The sequence below is a fragment of the Actinokineospora baliensis genome, from assembly GCF_016907695.1.
Taxonomy (GTDB): domain Bacteria; phylum Actinomycetota; class Actinomycetes; order Mycobacteriales; family Pseudonocardiaceae; genus Actinokineospora; species Actinokineospora baliensis.
Genome location: NZ_JAFBCK010000001.1, coordinates 3,641,573 through 3,663,506, shown reverse-complemented (window position 1 = coordinate 3,663,506; position 21,934 = coordinate 3,641,573). Strand labels below are relative to the sequence as shown.

The window sequence follows — 21,934 nt, the reverse complement described above, 5'->3', positions numbered from 1 at the left end:
AAGGGACTCCAGCATGTCTGTCCACTTGGGCCGAGCACTGCTGCTCGGCCCGCACCCCCACCTGCGCGCGGCCGCCGCACACCGCGGCCTGCGCCCCATCACCTGTGCCACCGGCACCGATCCCGCCTTACCGGGCGAAACCCTCGTCGAGGTGGCCGACCACGCCAACGCCGATGAGCTCCTCGGCGCGCTCGCCCGCGCGGGCGTGCCGCTGTCGGACATCGGCTGCGTGCTCTCGGCCAAGGAAACCGGCGTCGTCGCGGCCGCGCTGCTCGGTGCCGCGCTCGGGGTCGCCGCTCTGCCGGTGGACACAGCCGTCGCGTGCCGGGACAAGGTCGTCCAGAAGCAGCGGGTCCGCGCCGCCGGGATACCGACCGCGACCGTGCGCGCCGTGGCCGGGCTGGCCGAGTTCGCGCACCTGGACCTGCCCGGCTTCACCGGTGGTGTCCTGAAACCGACCAGTGGGGTCGCCTGCCAGGCGACCCGGCTGGTCACCGACACCCCTGCCGTGCGCGAGACCGCCGCCGCGCTGCTCGCCGACGGGGTCACCGGCCAGTTCGTCCTGGAGGACCTGGTCGCCTTCGACGAGGAGTGGTTCGTCGACGGCGTCGTCGGCGACGGCGTGCTCCGGTTCGCCTCGGTCGGCCGGTACGTGGCCCCTCCCCTGGCGGTGACCGGCGGCGGCCTGCCGCAGAAGTACGTGTTCGACCCCGACGCGCACGCCGACCGGTACGCCCTGGCCCTGGCCACCGCCGGTCCCGCGCTGGCTGCCCTCGGCTTGCGCGACGGTGCGTTCCACATGGAACTGTTCCACAGCAAGGGAACCGTGTCCTTCGGCGAGTGCGCGGCTCGGCCGGGCGGCGGGGCCGCGATCGAGCTGGTGGCCCACAAGTTCGGCGTCGACCTCGTCGGGTTGGCGGTGGACGCGGTGCTCGGGGCCCCGGCCGCGCCGCTACCGGCCCCGCAGCCGGGGATCTTCGGCAAGACCGCGCTACCCGTGGTCCCGGGGTACGTCGAGTCCGCGCCCGGGGTGGAGGAGCTGTTGGCCCTGCCCGGTGCCGTGGCGGCGCACACCGCGACCCTGCCCGGTGCCACGATGCCCGACCTGCGCCAAGCCAACCGCGACCACGGCGGCTGGCTCATCCTGCGGGCCGACGACGAGCCGACCCTGCGTGCCAGGATGGCGCACGCGGTCGACTGGACCGCCCGCGCCACGACCACCCGCACGGCGGCCGGGCAGGTGCGCACGCTGCTCGACGCGGGCGCGGACCTGGGTCTGGCCTTCGCCGGGGGCGAGAACCGTGGCTGAACGCGCGCTGCTGCTCGGGTTCGGCGCCGACATCGGCAGCAACCTCATCGCCCGCAACGACCCCGACCGCGACGGCTTCCTGATCGGCGACGTGGTCACCCACGCCGTCCGCCCTGGCCCCGGGGTCACCGCGCTCGGCCAACTGGTCGCGCGGATGCTGCTGGCCGATCCCGCGATGCTCGGCCGGGTGGAACCGGTCGAGGGCGAACAGGCGCTGCTGGTCGACGGCAGGCTGGTGCGGGTGCACTTCCTCGACGCGGAAGACCCGGAAGTGCTGGAGCTGGGCCAGTTCGGCCTGGCCATCGTGGCGACCACCCGCGCGCACGTGCGCGACGCCGCGCTGATGGGGCGGTTCCGCAAGGTCGCCAAGCACGTCGTGGGGGTCGCCGAGAACGCGGAACTGCCGGGGTTCTACGCGCCGCTCGCCGGGGCCGACCTCTCGCGCATCGGGCGGGTACCGCGGCCGTTCGACCCCGAGGGGGGCGTGTACGCGCTGGGCAGTTGCCAGTGCGTCGGCTGGGCGGTCCCGCTGCGCGGGCTGATCGAGGCCGCGGTGCTCGCCGGGGTTGACGACCTCGGGCTGGTGCGCGTCGAGGTGGAGATCGTGCACCCCGACACCGCCTCCAGCCGGTTCGGGACCGCCGGGGTCGGTGCGCGCGCCGAGGACGCCAGGGACAACCTGCGGCCGGGGCACTCGCAGCTGAGCGCGTCCATGGCGCGCCTGGCCCCGGTGTCGTCGGTGAACACCGTGTCGCTGCGGGTGCTCACCCAGCCGCCGGGCTACCAGGTGTGCCGGTTCTTCGTGCGCGCACCGCTGGACCACGAGACGGTGCGGGCGGGCATGCTCGCCGCCGCGGCGGCGCTGCCCGGGGTCATCGGCACCACCGATGTCGCCATCGGGTCGCGCGCGTTCTCGCTCAGCCCGGCCGCCGCGACCGTCATCACCACACCGGAGCACCTGCTGGTCGCCCGCGACCCGTTCCCCGGGTCGGGGATCGTCGAGGTGATCACCCAGTCCTTCGTGCACAACACCACCGGCTACTGCGGCGCGGTGCTCGACGCGGGCGCCCGGCTGCTCGGCCGGGGCCCGGTGACGCTGCTGTGAGCACCGACGAGGGGATGCTGACATGACGCTGGCCACGCCAGAGCGCACCGACCCGATCAGCGGGTCGGCCACGATCGCCGCCAAAACCGTCGTCCGACCCGACCTGCCGTTCGCCGCGACGGCGTTCCACGGTGCCGCTCCCGCCGACCACGACGGCCCCATCGTCCTGGTGGCACCCGAGCTCACCTTCCACATCACCGGGGCGGCGCTGCGCGATCCCCGGGTGCGCGGGGTGGTCGTCGGATCCAGCCGGATCGCCGACCACGCGCGCAAGATGCTGCAGGAGGGCCGGGTCGCGCTGGTCACCTGCCACGAGCCGCTGGCGCGCATCGCCGACGGCGACCGGCTGCAGGTCGACGCCGAGGGCATCGTCGACCTCGGCGCCCTGTCGGTGCCGGTGACCGCCATCTGCTCCACGATGACCCGGGCCAACGTCGAGCTGTACCGGTCGTGGAACGTCACCGACATCGGCTACTTCCGGCTCAAGTTCTGCCTGTTCGAGCTGCTGGCCGGGGACAGGACGGCCTACGGCGACCCGGCGGCGGTCGAGGCGCACCTGAGCGCGACCCTGGTGGCGCTGGCCGAGCACGGCTGGCGGCGGATCCGGGTCGTGCTCTCCGACCCGACCTCGGCCGAGCTGCGCGAGCTCGGGGTCGAGGTGCCGGTCGAGGACAACCCCGAACTGGGGGTGCGCGGGCCGCGCGCGCCGGGGCGGTGGGCGGTCGAGGTCCGCGCGATCGAGCACGTGGTGACCCGGTTCCCCGACACCGAGTTCCAGGTCAGCGTGCCGTTCGTGTCCACGGTGGCGGAGTTCGACGTGGTGTCGGCGATGTTCGCCGACGTAGGCGTGCTCGACCGGATCGGGCTGGGCATCACGCTGGAGGTGCCCGCGATGGTCTACGCGCTCTCGGACCTGCTCGCCGAGCGCAGGCCCGCGTTCATCGGCATCGGCACCTCCGACCTGTTCGCGTTGATCAACGGGGTGGACCGCAACCACCCCGAGCTCGCGGTCGACCCGTTCAGCGCGGTCAACCGCTCGGTGGTCGCGCAGATCCGGCGCGTGGCCGCCGAGCACGGGACGCCGGTGTTCGTCTGCGGCGAGGTGCGCAAGGACCCCGAGACCGCTCGGGGCCTGGTGGAAACCGGCTGCGGTGAGCTGATCGCGTCCACCTCGGTGCTCGAACTGGCCGCGATGTCGCGCGCCGCGGCGATCTAGGACCACAACGCCGACCGGGGCGGGTGAACCGCCCCCGACTAGGAGCGACCATGACCTCGACCACCACCCGCCCCGGCGTCCGACGGGCGCTGACCGACCGCGGCGCGACCGGTCGGCTCGTGCGGGCCGCGCTGGTGGACGCGGTCGGGACGGGCCTGTTCCGGTCGGCGTTCGTGGTGTACCTGCTCACCCGCACCGGGCTCAGCTCGGGCGAGGTCCTGCTCGGGCTCAGCGTCGCGGCGGTCTGCGGACTGGTGTGCTCGGTCCCGATCAGCGCTCTCGGCGACCGGTACCCCCCGGTCCGGCTGCTGGGGGTGTTGCACGCGTGGCGCGCGTTGTGGTTCTGCGCGTACCCGTTCGTCACGGGCTTCGGCGGCTACCTGGCAGTCGCGGTGCTCACGGGGATCGCCGACCGGGTGGCCTCGCCGGTGCTGCAGAGCGCGATCGGTTCGGTCGCCCCGGCGGGCGACCGGGTCGTGGTGATGGGTGTGGTGCGGGCGGTCCGCAACGTCGGGTTCACCGTCGGCGCGCTGACCGCGACGGGAGCGCTCGCGCTCGGCTGGGACCAGGTGGTCCCGCTGGGCAACAGCGCTTCCTTCGCGGTGGCGGCGGTGCTGGTGTGGCTGGTACCGATCGTCCACAGCGGACAACCGGAGCGCGGGCGGGTATCCAGGACGGCGGTGTTGCGGGACCGGCGCTACCTGCTGCTCGCCGCCGTCAACGGGGTGCTGGCGATGTACCTGACGGTGCTCTCGGTCGGTCTCCCGCTGTGGGTCACCACGCACACGGCGGTGGACGGGGCGTACGTACCGCTGCTGATCTCCGGCAACATGGTGCTGGCCGTGCTGTTCCAGCCGGTCGTGGCCAGCCGGGTGCGCAGCTTGCGGCACGCGGCCAACTGCTGCCTCGGCTCTGGCCTCGCGCTCGCCGCCACCTGCGCCTGCCTGGCCGTCAGCGCCACCCCCGCGCTGTGGCTGGCGATCACGGCCCTCGTGCTCGCCGTGGCCACACACACCCTCGGCGAGCTCCTGCACTCGGCGGGCGCGTGGGAGATCTCCTACGACCTCGCCCCGCCCGCGCGCCGCAGCGTCTACCTCGGCGTGTTCAACCTCGGCGTGGTCGGCCAGGACATCGTCGGACCCAGCGCCATGGCCCTGTGCGTCACCGCGGGCACCCTCGGCTGGCTCACACTGGGCGGGGTGTTCGCGCTGGCGGGCGCGGCGGTGGTGGGACTGACCCGGCCACTGGTGCGCGCCGCCCGGCACGGGCCCGGGGCCGACGAGAACTAAGCGCGCACTCGTCTCGCTCCCGGGTGACCTGCTCGGTGAACGGCCGACCCGCGGCACCCGGGCGGGTGTCGCGGGTCGGTCGGGTCAGAAGTCCTCGTCGAAGGTGACCGTGCCGGGGACGGCCACCTGGTAGGCGGAGACGCGGCGTTCGAAGAAGTTCGAGAGTTCTTGGACGTCCTGCAATTCCATGAAGCCGAACGGGTTCTTGCTGCCGTAGACCGGTTCCAGGCCGAGGGCGGCCAGGCGGCGGTCGGCGACGTGTTCCAGGTAGGCGCGCATGTCCGGTACCGACAGGCCCGCCACGCCCTGGTCGAGCAGGTCTTCGGCGAACTGGGTCTCCGCGTCGACCGCCTCGCGCAGCATCTGGCGGACCTGGGCGTTGAGGTCGTCGTCGAACAGGTCGGGTTCCTGGCGGCGGACGGTGTCGACCACGTCGAAGGCGAAGGCCATGTGCATGGACTCGTCGCGGAAGACCCAGTTGGTGCCCGACGCCAGGCCGTTGAGCAGGCCTCGGGAGCGCAGGAAGTACACGTAGGCGAAGGCGCCGTAGAAGAACAGGCCCTCGATGCAGGCGGCGAAGCAGATGAGGTTGAGCAGGAAACCCCGCCTGTCCTCCCGGGTGTCCAAACGCGACAGAGCGGAGATCGAGTCGATCCACTTGTAGCAGAACTCGGCCTTGGCGCGGATCGACGGGATCGTCTCCACGGCGGCGAACGCCTCGGCGCGGTCGTTGTCGTCGGGGAGGTAGGTGTCGAGCAGCGTCAGGTAGAACTGGACGTGCACCGCCTCCTCGAACAGCTGCCGCGAGAGGTAGAGGCGGGCTTCCGGGGCGTTGACGTGCTGGTAGAGGTTGAGCACGAGGTTGTTGGCGACGATGGTGTCCCCGGTGGCGAAGAACGCGACCAGGCGGTTGACCAGGTGCCGTTCGGCGGCCGAGAGCTTGGCCAGGTCCGCCAGGTCCGAGTGCAGGTCGACCTCTTCGACGGTCCAGGTGTTCTTGATGGCGTCGCGGAAGCGGTCGTAGAACTGCGGGTACCGCATGGGCCGCAGGGTCAGGTCCATGCCCGGGTCGAGCAGGGCGTGCTTGCGGGTGGTGTTCTCGAGCGTGGTCACTGGCAGGCCTCGCAGGACTCGGGGTTTTCCAGGGAGCAGGCGATGGCCTCGGCGGGTGCCGCGGTCACGGTGGCCTGCTGGATGCGCGTCGCCGGGCGGGAACGCAGGTAGTACGTGGTCTTGAGGCCGCTCTGCCAGGCGTATCGGTACATAGAGGACAGTTTGCCGATCGTCGGCGAGGCCACGAACAGGTTCAGCGACTGGCTCTGGTCGATGTACGGGCCACGCGCGGCGGCCAGGTCGATCAGCGCCTTCTGCGGCAACTCCCACGCGGTGCGGAACAACGACCGCACCTCGTCGGGCAGTTCGGTGAGCCCCTGCACCGATCCCTCGTCGCGCTTGAGCCGGGCCCGGACCTCGTCAGTCCACATGCCACGGCCCTTGAGCTCTCGCACCAGGTACGAGTTGATCTGCAAGAACTCACCGGACAGCGTTTCGCGCTTGAACGTGTTGGACACCTGCGGCTCGATGCACTCGAAGCAGCCCGCGATGGAGGCGATCGTCGCGGTGGGCGCGATCGCCACCAGCAACGAGTTGCGCAGGCCGTGCTCGGCGATGCGCTCGCGCACCGCGGCCCACCGCTCGGTCTGCGTCGGCGTGACACCCCACAGGTCCGGTTGCAGCTGACCGCGCGCGGACCGGGTCCGCGAGTACGCCGGGTGCGCGCCCGCCGCGGCGGCCAGACCGGCCGAGGTCTCCAGCGCGGTGAGGTAGATCTCCTCGGCGAGGCGGGTGGACAGCTCGCGGGCGGCCTCAGAGTCGAAAGCCAGGCGCAGCTTGAAGAACACGTCCTGCAGGCCCATCACCCCGAGCCCGACCGGACGCCAGCGCGGGTTGCCGCGCCCGGCCTGCTCGGTCGGGTAGTAGTTGATGTCGATCACCCGGTCCAGGAACACCACCGCGGTGCGCACAGTGGACCGCAGCCGCTCCCAGTCCACCTCGTCACCGAGCACGTGCGCGCCGAGGTTGACCGACCCGAGGTTGCACACCGCGGTCTCGTCGTCGCTGGTGACCTGCAGGATCTCGGTGCACAGGTTGGACAGGTGCACCACGTCGCCCGGTTCGGCGGTCTGGTTGCAGGTGCGGTTGGCGGTGTCCTTGAAGGTCATCCACCCGTTGCCGGTCTGCGCCAGGGTGCGGATCATCTTGCCGTAGAGCTCGCGCGCCTTGACCGTGCGCACCGCGCGACCGGCCTCCTCGGCGGCCCGGTAGGCGCGGTCGAAGTCGTCGCCCCACAGGTCGACGAGCTCGGGCAGCTCGTCGGGGTCGAACAGCGACCAGTCCGCGTCCGCCTCGACCCGGCGCATGAACTCGTCGGGGATCCAGTTGGCCAGGTTGAGGTTGTGCGTGCGGCGCGCGTCCTCCCCGGTGTTGTCGCGCAGCTCCAGGAACTCCTCGATGTCGGGGTGCCAGGTCTCCAGGTACACGCACGCCGCGCCCTTGCGCCGCCCGCCCTGGTTGACCGCCGCGACCGAGGCGTCGAGCGTGCGCAGCCACGGCACGATCCCGTTGGAGTGCCCGTTGGTGCCCCTGATCAGCGCGCCGCGCGAGCGGACCCGCGACCACTGCACGCCGATGCCGCCCGCGAACTTCGAGAGCCTGGCGATCTGGGCGTACCGCTCGTAGATCGACTCGAGCTCGTCGCGCGGGGAGTCCAGCAGGTAGCAGGAGGACATCTGGGTGTGCACGGTGCCGGAGTTGAACAGCGTCGGGGAGCTGGGCAGGTAGGCCAGCGACGACATCAGCCGGTAGAAGTCGATCGCCTCGGCGGCGGTGTGCGACAGGCCACACGCGACTCGCAGCAGCCAGTACTGCGGCAGTTCGACAACGCTGCGGCGCGACGGGTGCCGCAGCAGGTAGCGGTCGTAGACGGTACGCAGGCCGAAGTACTCGAACCGGCGGTCCGCTGTGAGGTCGATGGCGTCGTCGAGCTTGCGCGCGTTGGCCGCGACCAGCCGAGCGGTGCTGTCGCCGATCAGGCCCTCGGCGTGCCCGAGGGCGATGCTCTGGCTGAACGAGTGCACCCCCTGGCCGCGGACCTCCTTGTCGATGTAGGCGCTGAGCAGCCCGGCGGCGAGCCGGGAGTACTCGGGGTCCTCGGCGACGAGCTCGGCGGCGGTCTGGATGGACAGCCGGTCCAGTTCGGCGGTGGTGGCGCCGTCGTAGAGACCGCTGATCGTCTTGGTGGCCACCCGCAGCGGGTCGACCTCGCGCAGCCCCTCCGCGCAGCGCCGCACGGCGCGCACGATCTTGTCGACGTCGACGGGCTCCAGCGCCCCGTCGCGCTTGCGCACCCGCATGGTGGTGACCGTGTCGACGGTCGTCACAACCTGTCTCCTCGCGAGCCTGGGCCCCGGGGTCGAGGAGGACACGGGCGCGCGCGACCGCCACGTCCTCACGCCCTCCCACGGGGCCGCGGACACCCGCCCGCGGGTCGCGGGCGGGGTGCTGGCAGGTCTTCGGACTCACGGGCGTGCCTGGGCAGGCGCCTACCGGCCGTCGCTTCCCAGACGCGGGCGTCCAGTGCTTCGTTGACGGCTTTCGTTCCCGTTCACCGCTGCGGGGCAGTCCCGGACTCGCACCGGGTTCCCTCTTGCGACGACCGCTCTGGCTGAGCGGCCGAACCAGCTGTCGGCACCATACATGGCCGTCCCGACGGTTCCGGGACCCCACATGTAGTGGGTGTGTCGCCCAGGCCCCGAGCGGGGCGGGGCCTGGTTCTCGGCAGATCACGCGAACACGGGATGGAGCAGGGGAGCCCTCGGCGCGAGGCTCGGAGGGGTAGGGGTGGACCTTCGGCGCGGGAGAGGGACATGACTCACCGACGGGAAGTCGACATCGCGGTCATCGGGGCCGGGGTGCTGGGGCTGGCCACGGCCGAGGCGCTGGTGCGGCGCGGGGCCGACGTGCTGGTGTTCGACGGGCGGCCGCCGGGCGCCGGGCTCTCGGGCGGTCTCACCAGGACGTTCCGGCACCGGCACGACAACGAGCTGCACGTGGCGATGGCGGTGGAGGGGCGGCGCGGGTTCGCCCGCTGGGAGCAGCGGCTCGGGCGCGAGCTGATCGGGCCGGAAGGCGCGGTGTACCACGGGATGGACCATTCGCACGTCACCGGGATGGCGGCGCAGCGGGTCGAGCACTCGTTCGTCCCCGGTGCGGTGGGTGGCGAGGTGTTCCCCGCGCTGGCGCGGGTGGGCACGCCGCTGCTGGTCGACCCGGGCGCGGGCGCGATCAGGGCGAAGCGGACGATCGATGCGCTGGCGCACTGGGTCGGCGACCGGATCGTCCAGGCCGACGTGCACAGCGTCACGGTGCCTTCCGACGGCGACGGAGCGGAGTTCCAGACCACGGAGGCGATCTACCGGGCCAGGCACGTGGTGATCTGCGCGGGCACGGCGGTGACCCGGTTGGGCGCGAGCGTCGGGTTCGACATCCCGGTGCGCAGCGCGCTGCACGCGCGCCCGCACTTCCGGGTGCGCCCGGAGTTCGCAGGCACGCCGCTGCCCTGCTGGGTGGACATCTCCGGCGAGTTCGGCGTGAACGTGTACGGCTCCCCCATCGGCGCGACCGGCACGTACGTGGTCGGGATGATCGGCCCCGCCGTCGATGTCCCCTTTGGACCGGACGGCGGGCTCCCCCCGGGCACCGACATGGAGGAGCACGTGCGGCGGGTCAGCGCGTACGTGGCGAAGGCGTTGCCCGGCTTGGACCCGGAGCCGGTCGGCGCGCGGGTGTGCGTGATGACCAAGCTGCCCAAGGGAAGCGACGCGCTGCGGGCCTGGCACCGACCCGGGGTGACGACCATCGCCGGGCACAACCTGTTCAAGATGGCACCCGCGCTCGGCGAACTGCTCGCCGACGCCGCGGAGAAGGACCAACTGCCCGAGGCGCTGGAGCGCGCGGGTGCGGACGCGCTCGAGGCGGCGTAGATGGTCATCGCGGTCACCGGGGCCACCGGAACCGTTGGCCTGCGGTTGGTGTCGCGGCTGGTCGGCCGCGGTTGCCGGGTGCGCGCGGTCGTTCGCCCCGGCGGACGGCGGCCCGCCGGGGAGCTGGTCGAGGTCGTGGAAGCGGACCTGGAGCGGCCGGAGAGCCTTCGCGAAGCGTTGCACGGCGTGAGCGACCTGTTCCTGCTGACCCCGCTGCACCCGGACCAGGGCGCGGTGCACCGGGGCCTGGTGGACGTCGCCAAACGCGCCGGGGTTCAGCACGTGGTGCGGATGTCGGCGCTGGGTGCCGATCCCGCGTCACCGGTGTCGGTGCACCGCCAGCACGGCGAGGGCGACCAGGCGGTGCTGGAGTCCGGGCTGCGGTACACCCTGTTGCGCTCCAACACGTTCATGCAGAACGTGGCGCAGTGGGCGCCGACCATCCGCGCGCGGGACGCGATCGTGCTGCCGGTCGGCGACGCTCGCGTCAGCATGATCGACGCTGGCGACATCGCGGAGGTGGCCGCCGCTGTGCTCACCGAGGGCGGCACCGACGACCAGGTGCTGGAGCTGACCGGACCGAGGGCCATCAGCTACCCGGCGCTGGCCGCGCTGGTGTCCACAGTGGTCGGTCGGCGGATCACCCACGTCGACATCTCGCCTGCGGACGCGGCGGCGGTCATGCTGGGCAACGGCATGCCGGACTGGGCGGTCGCGGCGCGCATCGGCCTCTACAGCACGCTGCGCGCGGGCACGGCGGAGCGGGTGAGCACCGCGGTCCTCGACTGGACCGGGCGGCCACCGCGCGACTTCGCCGAAGTGGTACCGGAACTCGCCCACGCGCTGAGCGGGTGAGCGGCGTGCGCGTCTTCGCCGTCGGCGCGACCGGCGTGCTGGGCCGCCACCTGGTGCCGGAGCTGGTGCGACGCGGCCACGAGGTGGTCGTGATGTCCCCGGGAGCGCGGTTGGACCGCCTCCCGCCCGGGGTCGGCCGGGTCCGCGCCGACCTACTCGACCCCGGGATCACCGACCGGCTGACCGAAGCGCTGACCGGGGTCGACGTGGTCGTCAACGCCGCGACGGCCATCCCCCGCGACTTCACCGCACCGGGCGCCTGGGACCGCAACACCAACCTGCGCGTGGAAGGCACAGCCCGACTGATGCGGGCGGTGGTGGCAGCGGACGTCCCCGCTGTCGTACAGATGAGCGTCACCATGGCTTACGCCGACGGCGGCGACCACTGGCTGACCGAAACCGCCCCGTTCGACCAAGACCCGGCCCGCGCCTCGATCGTGGCACCGGTGGCCGCGATGGAGCAGGCGGTCCGCGACATCGGCGGAGATCAAGTGGCATGGACAATCCTGCGCGGCGCCCGGTTCGTCGGCGCCGGAACGACCCAGGACACGATCCGCGAACGGATCCGCGCGGGCACAGCCCACCCCCACCCGAACGACGGGTACGTCTCGTTGGTGCACACGGCCGACTTCGCCACAGCCACCGCGGCGGCGGTGGAACGCGGCCTGCGCGGCGCGGTGCTCAACATCGCCGACGAGCCCTTGCTGGTGGCCGACTACCTGCGCGGACTGGCCGACCACGAAGGCGCACGAGCACCGGGCACCTCGACCGAGGCGGTGCGGGAGATATCGCACCGCGTGTCATCCGAGGCGGCACACGAACAGCTTGCCTGGCGGCCGGAACACGGAATCTGGCCGCGCCACAGCGAACTCCGATGCCCATAGTCGACGAACTGGCGGCGGAATCGGGCGAGCAGGTGATAGCCGCCTCCACCACCGGCCGACTACTGCGGAGAGCGAACAGCAGGCCGGACTGGGGCGAGGTGACGCGGCCACACCGTTGTCTCCGCTACGGGGCAGTCGAACGTGGCCCGCGCGGCGCCGTGCGCCTCGAGCGAGGCGGCGCGCGAACAGCTGGCGCGGCAATCAGAGCACAAGATCTGGCCACGCGAACTCTCTTCCCACGCAGGCCGTTCGCGAAGTGTCACACCGGATATCGGCCGAGGCGGCACACGAACGGCTTGCCTGGCAGCTGGAACACGGCATCTGGCCGCGCCACAAGGAGACCGCAGGTCCACAGTAGACCGTCTGGCGGCAGGATCACGCGAACACGTGATGATCGCCTCGGCCGCCGGGGCGAAGCTGGGATGGTCAGAGCCGCACGTGAACAGGGAGATCCCATGCCCAACAACGCGATCGGACCGAACTTCCTCACGCTGCAGGTCCGCGATCTGGAGCGCGCCCGCGAGTTCTACACGAACACCGTCGGGTTCACCACCACCGAGACCGCCGCGCCCAACGCCGTCGTGCTCGACACCCAGCCGATCAAGATCGCGCTGCGCAAGGCGGTCATCGACCTGGACTCCGTGCCGGAGTTGGGGTGGGGCGTGGTGCTGTGGATCAAGGCGGAAGACCCGGACAAGTTGGCCGAGGTGGTGGCCAGCGCGGGGGTGACGATCACCAAGCCGCCGTGCGACGGGTTCTGCGGGCGGGAGTTCCAGTTCAAGGACCCCGACGGCTACGAGCTCACCGTCTACGAGGGCTGATCGGCACGGGCAGCGGGCGCCGGTGGCGCCCGCTGCCGACACCACCCCCGAAACCACCGCGTCCTCCCCGACGGGAGCCCACGACATGACTGACACCCTGACGGCGACCCCCGCCATCACGACCGCGGCGGCCATGCCGCTGCCCGCCCGGCTGCGGCTGCTGGCCGACGGTGAGCTGGGGGTCGGCAACTTCCTCGACAAGGCCCGCGCGGTCAGCCCGGACCCGGCGGCGCCGTTCCTGTTCGCGCAGCGGATCACCGACCGGGGCAGCGCGGTCGAACCGCTGAGCCTGGACCGGATCACCGAGATCCGCGACGCCCTCGCCGCCTGGTACCACGGGCACCGGGTGCGCAAGGGCAACCCGGTGGCGGTGTACCTCGGCGAGGGCGTCGACCCGTTCCTGCACTTCCTGGCGCTCAGTTCGCTCGGCGCGGTCGCCGCGCTGGTCAACGGTCGGATGGACCCGGCGATCGCGGCCGCCTACACCGCGCGGATCGGGGCGGTCGGCGTGGTCGCCGACCGCGGCGGGCTCGACGCGCTCGACGCCTCCGGCGCCCTGCCCGGGTCGCTGCGTTTCCAGACCGCGGTCGAGGAACTGCCCACGACCGCGCCGAACCGGTCGGCGCTGCCTTCCCTGTTCCCGTACCCGCCGGGTGACGACGACCCGGTGATGCTGTGCCACACCTCGGGCACCACCGGGCCGCCGAAGTCGGCGGTCTTCGCGCACCGGCAGTTCTTCCTCGGCAAGCGGCACCGGCTGTGGAGCTTCCCGGCGGCGCGCCGCAACCGCGCGCTCTCGGCGCTGCCGCAGTCGCACTCGGCGGGCATCAGCTACCTGATGACCGCGACGCTGCTCGGGTTGCCGATCGTGGTCATGGCCGACACCTCCGGCGCGGCGGTGCGCGAGATGATGCTCGCCGTCCGGCCGACCCTGGTGCTCGCCTTCCCGCAGACCTGGGCCGAGCTGGCGCAGCTGGACCTGACCGGTGCCGCCGACGAGGTGCGCACCTGGATCAACACCGGCGACTCCGCGCACGAGGCGCACATCAAAGCCTTGGTGCGCAACGGGTACCGGCCGGGCAAGCGCGGCAGGGCGGGCAAGCCGGGGTCGGAGTTCGTCGACGGGCTCGGGTCCTCGGAGATGGGCATGGCCCTGTTCCGCAAGGTGAGCGACCCGACCAGCACCGACTACGGCCGCTGCGTCGGATCCCCGGTGAAGGTGGTCACCGAGGCCGCCGTGCTCGACGACGACGGCCGCACGCTGGGGCCGGGCGAGGTGGGCAGGCTCGGCGTGCGCACCCCCACGCGCACCCCGGGGTACTGGAACAACTCGGAGTTGACCGCGCAGTCGTCGCTGTCGGGGTTCTGGCTGACCGGCGACGTGGTCTACCGCGACGAGCGCAACCGGTTCTTCCACCTGGACCGGGTGCCGGACGTGATCCACACCGCCACCGGCCCGGTGTACAGCCTGCCGCTGGAGGAGGCGATCCTCGTCGGCTGCCCGGAGATCGCCGACTGCGCGGTGGTGGCCGTCGACGCACCCTCCGGCACGGGCTCGGTCCCGTTCGCGACGATCAAGATGGGCCCGGGGCACAGCGCGCCCGAGGACGTGCTCAGCACGCTCAACGCCGCGCTGGCGGCTCGCGGACTGAGCAGGCTGCACGGCGCGGTGCTGGCCGTCGACGACGCCGATTTCCCCACCGGCGCTACCGGCAAGGTACTCAAGCGCAAGCTAAGGGAGCACTTCGCCGACGCGCTGACGCGCCCACGCGAGCGGACAGCGGTACCGGAGCGCCCCTGAGGCCCAGTCACGCGGAGGAGCGAGATGACCGACACCCACCAGGGCGCGCCCGAGGTCCCGCCGTCGGTGCGCATGTACGAGATGCTCTACAGCTCCCTGGTCAGCCAGGTGCTGATCGCCGTCGCCGAGGTCGGGGCCGCGGACGTGTTCGGCGACGGGCCCGAGCACGTGGCGGAGGTGGCGCGGCGCACCGGGTGCCACACCGAGTCCCTCTACCGCGCGCTGCGGGCGCTGGCCAGCGTCGGGGTGTTCAGCGAGGTCGCGCCCAAGGTGTTCACGCTGACCCCGCTGGCCCGCACGCTGCGCGGCGACGGCCCGGACTCCATGCGCGACCTCGCCCGCTACCTCGGCCGCCCCGAACGGCAGCGCTCGTTCGGCGCGATGGCGCACACGCTGCGCACCGGGCGACCGGCGTTCGACCACGTCAACGGCACCGATCTGTGGTCGCTGCTGACCACGCGCGGCGAACTGGGGACGCTGTTCGACCGGGCCATGGGCAACATGGCGCGGATGGTGAACTCCTCGACGCTGGCCGCGCACGACCTGTCCGGCGCGCGGCGGTTGGTCGACGTGGGTGGCGGTCAGGGGCACCTGGTCGCCACCCTGCTGGCCCGCTACCCCGAGCTGACCGCGGTCGTGTTCGACCTGCCCCGGGTGATCCCCGAGGCCGAAGCGGTGCTCGGCGCCGCTGGCGTGCTCGACCGGGCGACCTGCGTCGGCGGCGATTTCTTCGAGTCCGTGCCCACCGGCGGCGACACCTACCTGCTGTCCTGGACCATCCACGACTGGGACGACGACGACTCGGTGCGGATCCTGCGCAACGTCCGCACCGCGATGGCCGACACCGGCTCCCAACTCCTGCTCGTCGACGACGTCCTGCCCGAGGGCGACGCGCCGCACTTCGGCAAGTTCGAGGACATCGTCATCCTGACCCTGCTGACCGGCCGCTCCCGCACGGAGTCGGAGTTCGCCGCCCTCCTGTCCCGAGCGGGCTTCACCCACGTCGAAACCCGCCCCACCACCGCCCCGACCAGCCTGCTCATCGCCCACCCGAACTGAAGGCGCCCCACCCGCGAAACCCCTCCCGGCGACCCGGGAGGGGTTTCGTCGCGTCGTGCCACTGAAAGGGCTGTGCCCGGCGACCGAGGGGGCGCGGTCGCCGGGCACAAGACGAGGCGGGTTACTTCTCGAGGCAGAACTCGTCGATCGGGTAGCCGACGTGGCGGTCGGCGGAGGGGAGGTAGCCGAGGACGACGTCGCCGGGGCGGAGTTCGGTGCTGTTGAGGACGGCGGCGCCGGGGCCCAGGACGCGGACGTGCCAGTCGTCCTGCAGGATCAGGTTGACCTCGGTGCCGTTGGGGGCCACGGCGTCGATGGAGATCAGCGGGCGGGTCTCGATCTTGACCCGGCCGACGGTGACCAGGCGGGTCTGGCCCTTGACGTCGACGGCGAGGACCTTGCTGCCGGACTTGAGCTCGCTGAGGTAGTGGGTGCGCTCGTCCTGCGAGAGCGTGTAGGAGTGGATGGCGCCCGCGTTGACCCGGAACGGGCGGGTGGGCATGTACGGCAGCGGGTGGGTCTCGCTGACGCACAGGATCATGCCTTTGGAGTGCGAGCCGACCAGGATGCCCTCGTCCTCGCGGAAGTACGTGCAGGTGTCCACACAGGCCCGTTCGCCCATGCCGATGTGCGTTGTCCTGGTGACCTCCAGCTCGACGAGGCCCAGGTCGGGCGTGGTGGCGATGGCGGCGGTCTTGAGCGCGGTCGCGTCGCCGACCTTGGCCGGGGCCATCAGCACGCCGTCGGAGCCATGTTCGAGGACGCCGTAGATGATCTCGGCCTCCTCCACGTCGGCGGCAACGGTGACGATGCTGCCGGTGGACCTGGCCGCGGCGGCGATCACGATCTCCAGCGGGATCTTGGTCGGGTCGCGGAACAGCAGCACCGACCACGCCTCGGTGCGCGCGGCCTGGCAGGCCAGTTCCAGGGTGTCGGCGTCGACGATCTCGACGAACCGGCCGAACTGGACCGACGGGTGGCGGGCGGCGAGTTCGGCGTGGTCGGCGTCGCGGTCGGGGTCGACGACGACGACGTCGACACCCTCCAGCGACTCGGGCAGCGGTTTGCCGCGCGGCAGCAGGACCTTGGTGACGGTGGGCGGCAGGCCAGCCAGCGCCGCGGCGTCGTCGGCGACGACCCCGTCCACCCGCTGGTGCAGGGCCTCCTCCAGGATCGCCGCCCGCGACGGCCCGGTGTCGCGGACATCAAGCCAGCAGAGCTTCATCGGTGTTCGCTCCTTCGTCTGTCTTTCCCGGACGTCTCTGTCTTGTGCGGCGCGGTTCAGCGCCTGGGCAGGCTGGCGGCCAGCTCCAGCTCCAGCGAGGAGCCCGCGTGGCCGCCGTGCACCAGGGCGGCGACCTGCGCGGCCCTGGCGCCGGGGTCGGGGGCCTGGAAGATGTTGCGCCCCATGGCGACCCCGGCCGCACCCGCCCGCAACACCTCGTCCACATAGGACTTCACGGCTTCGGCGCCCGCCTTGCGCGGACCACCGGCGACGATCACCGGGACCGGGCAGGCGCGCACCACGTCGGCCATCGCCGCGACCGACCCGGCGTAGACGGACTTGACCACGTCGGCACCCATGTCCGCGGCCAGGGTGGCCACGTGCGCGACCAGCTCCGGCGTCGGCGGGTTGGCCACCCTGGGGCCGCGCGGGTACATCATGGCCAGCAGCGGGATGTTCCACCTGTCGCAGGCGTCGGCGACCGCGCCGAGGTCGGCGACCTGGCGGCGCTCGTCGGCCGAGCCGACGTTGACGTGCACGCTCACCGCGTCCGCGCCCAGCCGCAGCGCCTGCTCCACAGTGGACACCAGGTACTTGGCGTCCGGGTCGGGGGCGTGCGCGGTGCTCGCGCTCAGGTGCACGATGAGCGAGGTCCCGGTGAACACCCTGGGGTCGAGCGCGCGCAGGCTGCCCTTGTGCAGCACCACCGCGTCCACCCCGTTGCCGACCAGCGAGCCGACCAGGCCGGGCAGGTCGCCGTTGGCCACGATCGGGCCGTCGGCGACCGAGTGGTCCAGCGGCACGACCAGCAGCCGGTTCGCCGCGTGGCGGAACAGCCGCTGCAGCCGCACCTGGGAGCCGAAAGATCTGTTCGCGGACACTGGTGTCCCCTCTCGTCTGGCCGGGTGGTCTAGGCGGGCGTCATGGACTGCGCGGCGACTCCGTCGCGGTCGAGCTCGAACTCGCGGTGCAGCGCGATGACCGCCCCGGTGAGCCGGTCGGCGGGCACCAGCACCGAGATCCGCGACTGGGCGGTGGCGAACCAGTCCGGCGCCACGCCGACCCCGGCGAGCGCGGCGAGCATCCTGGCCAGGAACTCCGGGCGGTTGAGCAAGCCGGTGCCCACCACCGAGAGCTTGCCGACGCCCTCGTCGAGTTCGGTGTCGAGCCCGTGCGCGGTGCCCAGGTGCCCGAGCAGCCGCCGGGTGGCCAGCAGGTGGCTGGCGTGCACGGCGAAGCCGACCTGGTCGACCCGGCCGCGGTCGGTGTGCCAGGCGAGCATGTCCACCGGCACCGCGGCCCTGGCGAACGGGCCGAGCACGGTGGTCGCCAGGTCCACGTCGCGGCGGCCGCGGCGCAGGACCACCCGCAGCACCGCGCGGTCGTGGGTGACCGCGGTGATGAAACCCCGCTTCTCGATCATGTCGCTGCTCCGTCCGAGGATCGTGGTGCCGCCGCCGTCGGTCATCGTGTTGCGCACCAGCACGTCCAGCCCGTGCACCGAGGCCAGTTCGACCGCCCGCGAGTGCATGACCTGCGCGCCGGAGAAGGCCATCTCGGCCATCACCACCGGGTCGACCCGCGCCAGCACGCGGGCGCCGGGGACCAGCCGGGGGTCGGCGGTGAACACCCCGTTGACGTCGGTGTAGATCTCGCAGGCGCGGGCGCCGAGTTCGACCGCGAGCGCGACGGCCGTGGTGTCCGAACCGCCCCGGCCCAGGGTCACGATGTCGCCGTCGTCGCCCTCGCCCTGGAACCCGGCGACGACCACGACCCGACCGCGGGCCAGGTGCGAGCCGACCCGGCCAGGGTCGATCGCGGCGATCATCCCGGCCCCGTGCGGACCGGTGGCCAGGATGCCCGCCTGCGGTCCGGTGAGCGACACCGCCTGCACGCCGCGCTCCTGCAGCGCCAGCGCCACCAGCGCCGCGGAGGCGTTCTCCCCTGTGGCCAGCAACTGGTCGGACTCGCGCGCCGACGGCGCGGCGTTGACCTCGGCCGCGGCGGCCAGCAGCGCGTCGGTCGTCTTCCCCCTGGCCGACACCACGAGCACGGTGCCGGTGCCGGTGGCGTGCGCGCGGTGCGCCAGCGCCGCGACCCGGCGGATCTTGTCGGGGGTCGCCAGTGACGTCCCACCGAACTTCAACACGGTCGTGCTCATCGCACCCCCGCAGGACTCGACAGCGGACGCTTCCCTTTCTACCCAGCCGGTCGCGGTCGGTAATCCCGGGAACGCGTGATGTTGCCGGTCGGAGCCGTCGCGCCACGCGAACATCACGTCAAGACGGGATGCGCGGGCGGCGCCGCCGACTAGGCTGTGGTGCGGGCGAAAGAGCGCCGCAGGATGTCCTTTGTGGATTCCACGCGCTCCCTTCGAGCACAGGAGGCCTGATGGGTGCACCAGGCGACCGCACGGCCGCGGTCTGCGTGATCGGCGCGGGCCCGCGCGGGATCTCGGTGGTGGAACGGTTGTGCGCCAACGCCACACACCCGGTGGTGGTGCACGTGGTCGACCCGCACGTCGGCGAGGGTGGGCGGGTGTGGCGGGTCGGGCAGTCGCCCCTGCTGCTGATGAACACGATCGCCTCGCAGGTCACCATGTACACCGACGACAGCGTGGGCTGCGCGGGGCCGGTCGTGCCCGGACCCAGCCTCCACGAGTGGGCCCGGTTCCTGGCCACCGTGGACGGCTTCGCCGAGCACCCCGAGCCGCTGCGGCGGGAAGCGGCGGCGCTGGGCCCGGATTCCTACCCGTCACGGGCGTTCTACGGCCACTACCTGGCCTGGGTGCTGCGCAGGCTGGTGCTCACCGCGCCGCCGGGTGTCACGGTGCGCACGCACCGGACGGTGGCGGTGTCGGTCACCGACGGTCCCGACGGCGGGCAGGTGGTCACCCTCGCCGACGGCCGGGTGCTCGCGGACCTGTCGGCGGTGGTCCTGGCGCAGGGGCACGTGGACATGCCGATCGCGGCGCAGGACCTGCGGCTGGCCGAACACGCCGCCGAGCACGGCCTCGGCTACGTGCCGCCGTCGAACCCGGCCGACGTCGACCTCGACTTCATCCGCCCGGGGGAGGTCGTCGCGTTGCGCGGCATGGGGTTGAACTTCTTCGACTACCTGACGCTGCTGACCTCCGGCCGGGGCGGGCGGTTCGTCGACGGTGAGCGCGGGTTGGTGTACCTGCCCTCTGGCGCGGAGCCGGTGCTGGTCGCGGGTTCGCGGCGCGGGGTGCCGTACCACGCGCGCGGCGAGAACGAGAAGGGCGTGTCGGGCAGGCACGAGCCGGTGTTCGTCACCGCCGAGGTGATCGCGGACCTGCGGACCGCGGCGGAAGCGGGCACCCCGGCGGAGTTCGGCGATCGGGTGTGGCCGCTGGTGTCCAAAGAGGTCACTTTGACCTACTACCGGGCGTTGTTGGTACAACAGGGCCGGACCGAGGACGCCGAGCGGTTCCAGCTGTCCTACATCGCGGGCGCGGGCGAGGAGGAGCTGCTCACCGAGTACGGGATCGAGGCCCGCTGGGACTGGGACCTGATCGCCAAGCCCTACGGGGACCGCCAGTTCGGCGACCCCGATCGGTTCCACGACTGGCTGCTCGAGCACCTGCGCGCCGATGTCACCGCCGCGCGGCGGGGCAACGTCAGCGATCCGCTCAAGGCGGCGCTGGACGTGTTGCGGGACCTGCGCAACGAGATCCGGCTCGTCGTGGACCACAGCGGGATCAGCGGGCGGTCTTATCGCACCGAGCTGCAGCGCTGGTACACCCCGCTCAACGCCTACCTGTCGATCGGGCCGCCGACCAGCCGGATCGAGGAGATGATCGCGCTCGTCGAGGCGGGTGTGCTGCGCGTGCTCGGCCCGGGGATGGCGGTGCGGCCGCTGCCGGACGGGTTCCAGGTGCGCGCGGACCTGGTGCCGGGGTCGGCGGTGGTGGTCAGCACGCTCGTCGAGGCGCGGTTGCCGGAGGTCGATGTCCGGCACACCACCGATGCGCTCATCGGGGGTCTGCGCGCGAGCGGGGACTGCGTCCCGTACCGCATCGGTGAGTACGAGACCGGCGGCCTCGCCGTCACCAGGCGGCCCTATCACGTGCTGGACGGGCAGGGCCGCGCCCACTCGCGGCGGTTCGCCTTCGGGATCCCGACCGAGGCCGTGCACTGGGTCACCGCCGCCGGGATCCGGCCGGGGGTCGACTCGGTGATCCTCGGCGACGCCGATGCCATCGCCCGCGCGAGCCTCGCACTCACGACACGGCCCCGGTGGGCCGCGGCGGGTCTCTACACCCACGCGCACATCCCGTTGGCGTGGCTGCCCACCAGCGCACCCACTCCCGTCTACGCCGCCCGCTAGCCCGCTCCCCGGCTCACGGCCCCCGACCTCACCGAGGTCGGGGGCCTTTTAGCACGCGCGCCGCAACGATCCGGAATCACCTCCGCTTGTTGCACCCGGAGGCGACTCCGGATAACCTGGGCACAGATGCGGAGCAGGTTCCGGTTAGCCGCTCCGGTGGACCCCGGTGAGGAGCACCACGTGGACACCCCAGCGATCGAGGTCGCCCCAGGGACGATCGTCTTCTACGCCGACCTCGGCTGCCCGTGGGCGCACATCGCCGCCTACCGGCTGCACACCACCCGGCAACGGCTCGGCCTGACCGAGCGGGTGCGCTTCGACGTGCGGGCGTTCCCGCTCGAGTTGATCAACGACATGGCCACGCCGAAGCTGATCCTCGACGCCGAGATCCCGGTCGCGGGCGCACTGGCTCCGCAGGCGCGCTGGCAGGTGTGGCAGGCCCCCGCGCACGAGTACCCGGTCACCACCGTGCTGGCCATGGAGGCGGTGGAGGTGGCCAAGAAGCAGGGCCTTGCCGCGAGCGAGGCGCTCGACCTCGCGCTGCGGGTGGCGCTGTTCGGCCAGAGCCGCAACATCTCGATGCGGCACGTGGTGCTGGCGGTCGCCGCCGAGGCCGGGCTCGACGCCGAGGCCATCAAGGCCGGGCTGGTGGACGGCTCGGCGCGCGCGGAGATCGAGCGCCAGGTCCCGCTGTGCGCCGGGGACACCGTGCAGGGCTCGCCGACGCTGTTCCTGCCCGACGGGTCCGCGCACCACAACCCGGGTATCGCGCTGCGCTGGGAAGGCGAATGGGGAATCGGATTCCCGGTGATCGAGCGTGATGATCCAACAGTGTACGAGGATCTCCTGCGCCGGGCCATCGACTGAGCACATAAACACCCATTTGCGCGTTCGGCGGTCCTTTATGGCCGGTGTACCCGCGTTCGAACGCACAACGCGGACAACGGACGCGACGGCACTCCCGGCAATGCCGCGGCG

The 21,934-nt window shown here is 72.2% G+C and carries 17 protein-coding genes and 1 riboswitch; of the genes, 12 read left to right on the top strand and 5 right to left on the bottom strand.

Annotated elements, in window-relative coordinates; all coding sequences use genetic code 11:
- Positions 1–13 precede the first annotated feature (13 nt).
- From JOD54_RS17270 to JOD54_RS17255, 4 genes are read left to right on the top strand one after another with little or no spacing between them, the layout of a single operon-like run.
- On the top strand, positions 14–1,309 hold the full coding sequence (locus JOD54_RS17270) for a hypothetical protein (RefSeq protein WP_204451515.1): 1,296 nt from the start codon (positions 14–16) through the stop codon (positions 1,307–1,309).
- Positions 1,302–2,414 carry a hypothetical protein gene (locus JOD54_RS17265; protein WP_204451514.1) on the top strand — a complete coding sequence of 371 codons (1,113 nt, stop codon included), beginning with the start codon at positions 1,302–1,304 and terminating at the stop codon, positions 2,412–2,414. The genes JOD54_RS17270 and JOD54_RS17265 overlap by 8 nt, the downstream gene beginning before the upstream one ends.
- Positions 2,415–2,436: 22 nt before the next feature.
- Positions 2,437–3,630: a putative PEP-binding protein gene (locus JOD54_RS17260; RefSeq protein ID WP_204451513.1), complete on the top strand. Its 1,194-nt coding sequence runs from the start codon at positions 2,437–2,439 to the stop codon at positions 3,628–3,630.
- Positions 3,631–3,680: 50 nt separating this feature from the next.
- Positions 3,681–4,919 carry an MFS transporter gene (locus tag JOD54_RS17255; RefSeq protein WP_204451512.1) on the top strand — a complete coding sequence of 413 codons (1,239 nt, stop codon included), beginning with the start codon at positions 3,681–3,683 and terminating at the stop codon, positions 4,917–4,919.
- Positions 4,920–5,003: 84 nt separating this feature from the next.
- Here JOD54_RS17255 and JOD54_RS17250 read toward each other — a convergent pair whose 3' ends face one another.
- Both JOD54_RS17250 and JOD54_RS17245 read right to left on the bottom strand, forming a co-directional pair.
- On the bottom strand, positions 5,004–6,032 hold the full coding sequence (locus JOD54_RS17250) for a ribonucleotide-diphosphate reductase subunit beta (protein ID WP_307860134.1): 1,029 nt from the start codon (positions 6,030–6,032) through the stop codon (positions 5,004–5,006).
- The gene (locus JOD54_RS17245; RefSeq protein WP_307860132.1) at positions 6,029–8,359 is read right to left on the bottom strand and encodes a ribonucleoside-diphosphate reductase subunit alpha; all 2,331 of its coding nucleotides are present in this window, start codon (positions 8,357–8,359) and stop codon (positions 6,029–6,031) included. Before JOD54_RS17245 ends, JOD54_RS17250 begins: the two co-directional genes overlap by 4 nt.
- Before the next feature lie 106 nt (positions 8,360–8,465).
- Positions 8,466–8,676: riboswitch (cobalamin riboswitch) on the bottom strand.
- A gap of 169 nt (positions 8,677–8,845) precedes the next feature.
- Here JOD54_RS17245 and JOD54_RS17240 point away from each other — a divergent pair.
- The 6 genes from JOD54_RS17240 (at position 8,846) to JOD54_RS17215 (ending at position 15,381) form a co-directional block, all read left to right on the top strand.
- Positions 8,846–9,961 (top strand): NAD(P)/FAD-dependent oxidoreductase, encoded by a 1,116-nt coding sequence (locus JOD54_RS17240; RefSeq protein ID WP_204451511.1) that lies wholly within the window; start codon positions 8,846–8,848, stop codon positions 9,959–9,961.
- On the top strand, positions 9,962–10,816 hold the full coding sequence (locus JOD54_RS17235; RefSeq protein WP_204451510.1) for an SDR family oxidoreductase: 855 nt from the start codon (positions 9,962–9,964) through the stop codon (positions 10,814–10,816). It begins immediately after the preceding gene.
- 5 nt (positions 10,817–10,821) lie between these two features.
- Positions 10,822–11,700, top strand: coding sequence for an NAD-dependent epimerase/dehydratase family protein (locus JOD54_RS17230; protein ID WP_204451509.1), 879 nt, complete (start codon positions 10,822–10,824; stop codon positions 11,698–11,700).
- A gap of 455 nt (positions 11,701–12,155) precedes the next feature.
- Positions 12,156–12,521 (top strand): VOC family protein, encoded by a 366-nt coding sequence (locus tag JOD54_RS17225; protein ID WP_204451508.1) that lies wholly within the window; start codon positions 12,156–12,158, stop codon positions 12,519–12,521.
- 85 nt (positions 12,522–12,606) lie between these two features.
- Positions 12,607–14,322, top strand: coding sequence for a class I adenylate-forming enzyme family protein (locus JOD54_RS17220; protein WP_204451507.1), 1,716 nt, complete (start codon positions 12,607–12,609; stop codon positions 14,320–14,322).
- Between the two features lie 24 nt (positions 14,323–14,346).
- A complete protein-coding gene (locus tag JOD54_RS17215) occupies positions 14,347–15,381 on the top strand; it encodes a methyltransferase (RefSeq protein WP_204451506.1) in 1,035 nt (344 codons plus the stop codon).
- A 121-nt stretch (positions 15,382–15,502) separates the two neighbouring features.
- Here the strand turns inward: JOD54_RS17215 and JOD54_RS17210 are convergent, their stop codons facing one another.
- Genes JOD54_RS17210 through JOD54_RS17200 form a run of 3 tightly spaced genes read right to left on the bottom strand, consistent with a single transcriptional unit; the run spans position 15,503 to position 18,767 of the window.
- The gene (locus tag JOD54_RS17210; RefSeq protein WP_204451505.1) at positions 15,503–16,606 is read right to left on the bottom strand and encodes a 3-dehydroquinate synthase II; all 1,104 of its coding nucleotides are present in this window, start codon (positions 16,604–16,606) and stop codon (positions 15,503–15,505) included.
- A 56-nt stretch (positions 16,607–16,662) separates the two neighbouring features.
- Positions 16,663–17,487, bottom strand: coding sequence for a 2-amino-3,7-dideoxy-D-threo-hept-6-ulosonate synthase (locus JOD54_RS17205; protein WP_204451504.1), 825 nt, complete (start codon positions 17,485–17,487; stop codon positions 16,663–16,665).
- Positions 17,488–17,516: 29 nt separating this feature from the next.
- Complete coding sequence (locus JOD54_RS17200; RefSeq protein ID WP_204451503.1) at positions 17,517–18,767, bottom strand: aspartate kinase; 1,251 nt, start codon at positions 18,765–18,767, stop codon at positions 17,517–17,519.
- A 230-nt stretch (positions 18,768–18,997) separates the two neighbouring features.
- On the opposite strand from JOD54_RS17200, the gene JOD54_RS17195 reads away from it, so the two are divergent.
- Both JOD54_RS17195 and JOD54_RS17190 read left to right on the top strand, forming a co-directional pair.
- Positions 18,998–20,956, top strand: a complete 1,959-nt coding sequence (locus JOD54_RS17195) for an FAD/NAD(P)-binding protein (protein ID WP_204451502.1) — start codon at positions 18,998–19,000, stop codon at positions 20,954–20,956.
- Between the two features lie 180 nt (positions 20,957–21,136).
- Positions 21,137–21,823: a DsbA family oxidoreductase gene (locus JOD54_RS17190; protein ID WP_307860130.1), complete on the top strand. Its 687-nt coding sequence runs from the start codon at positions 21,137–21,139 to the stop codon at positions 21,821–21,823.
- Positions 21,824–21,934 lie beyond the last annotated feature (111 nt).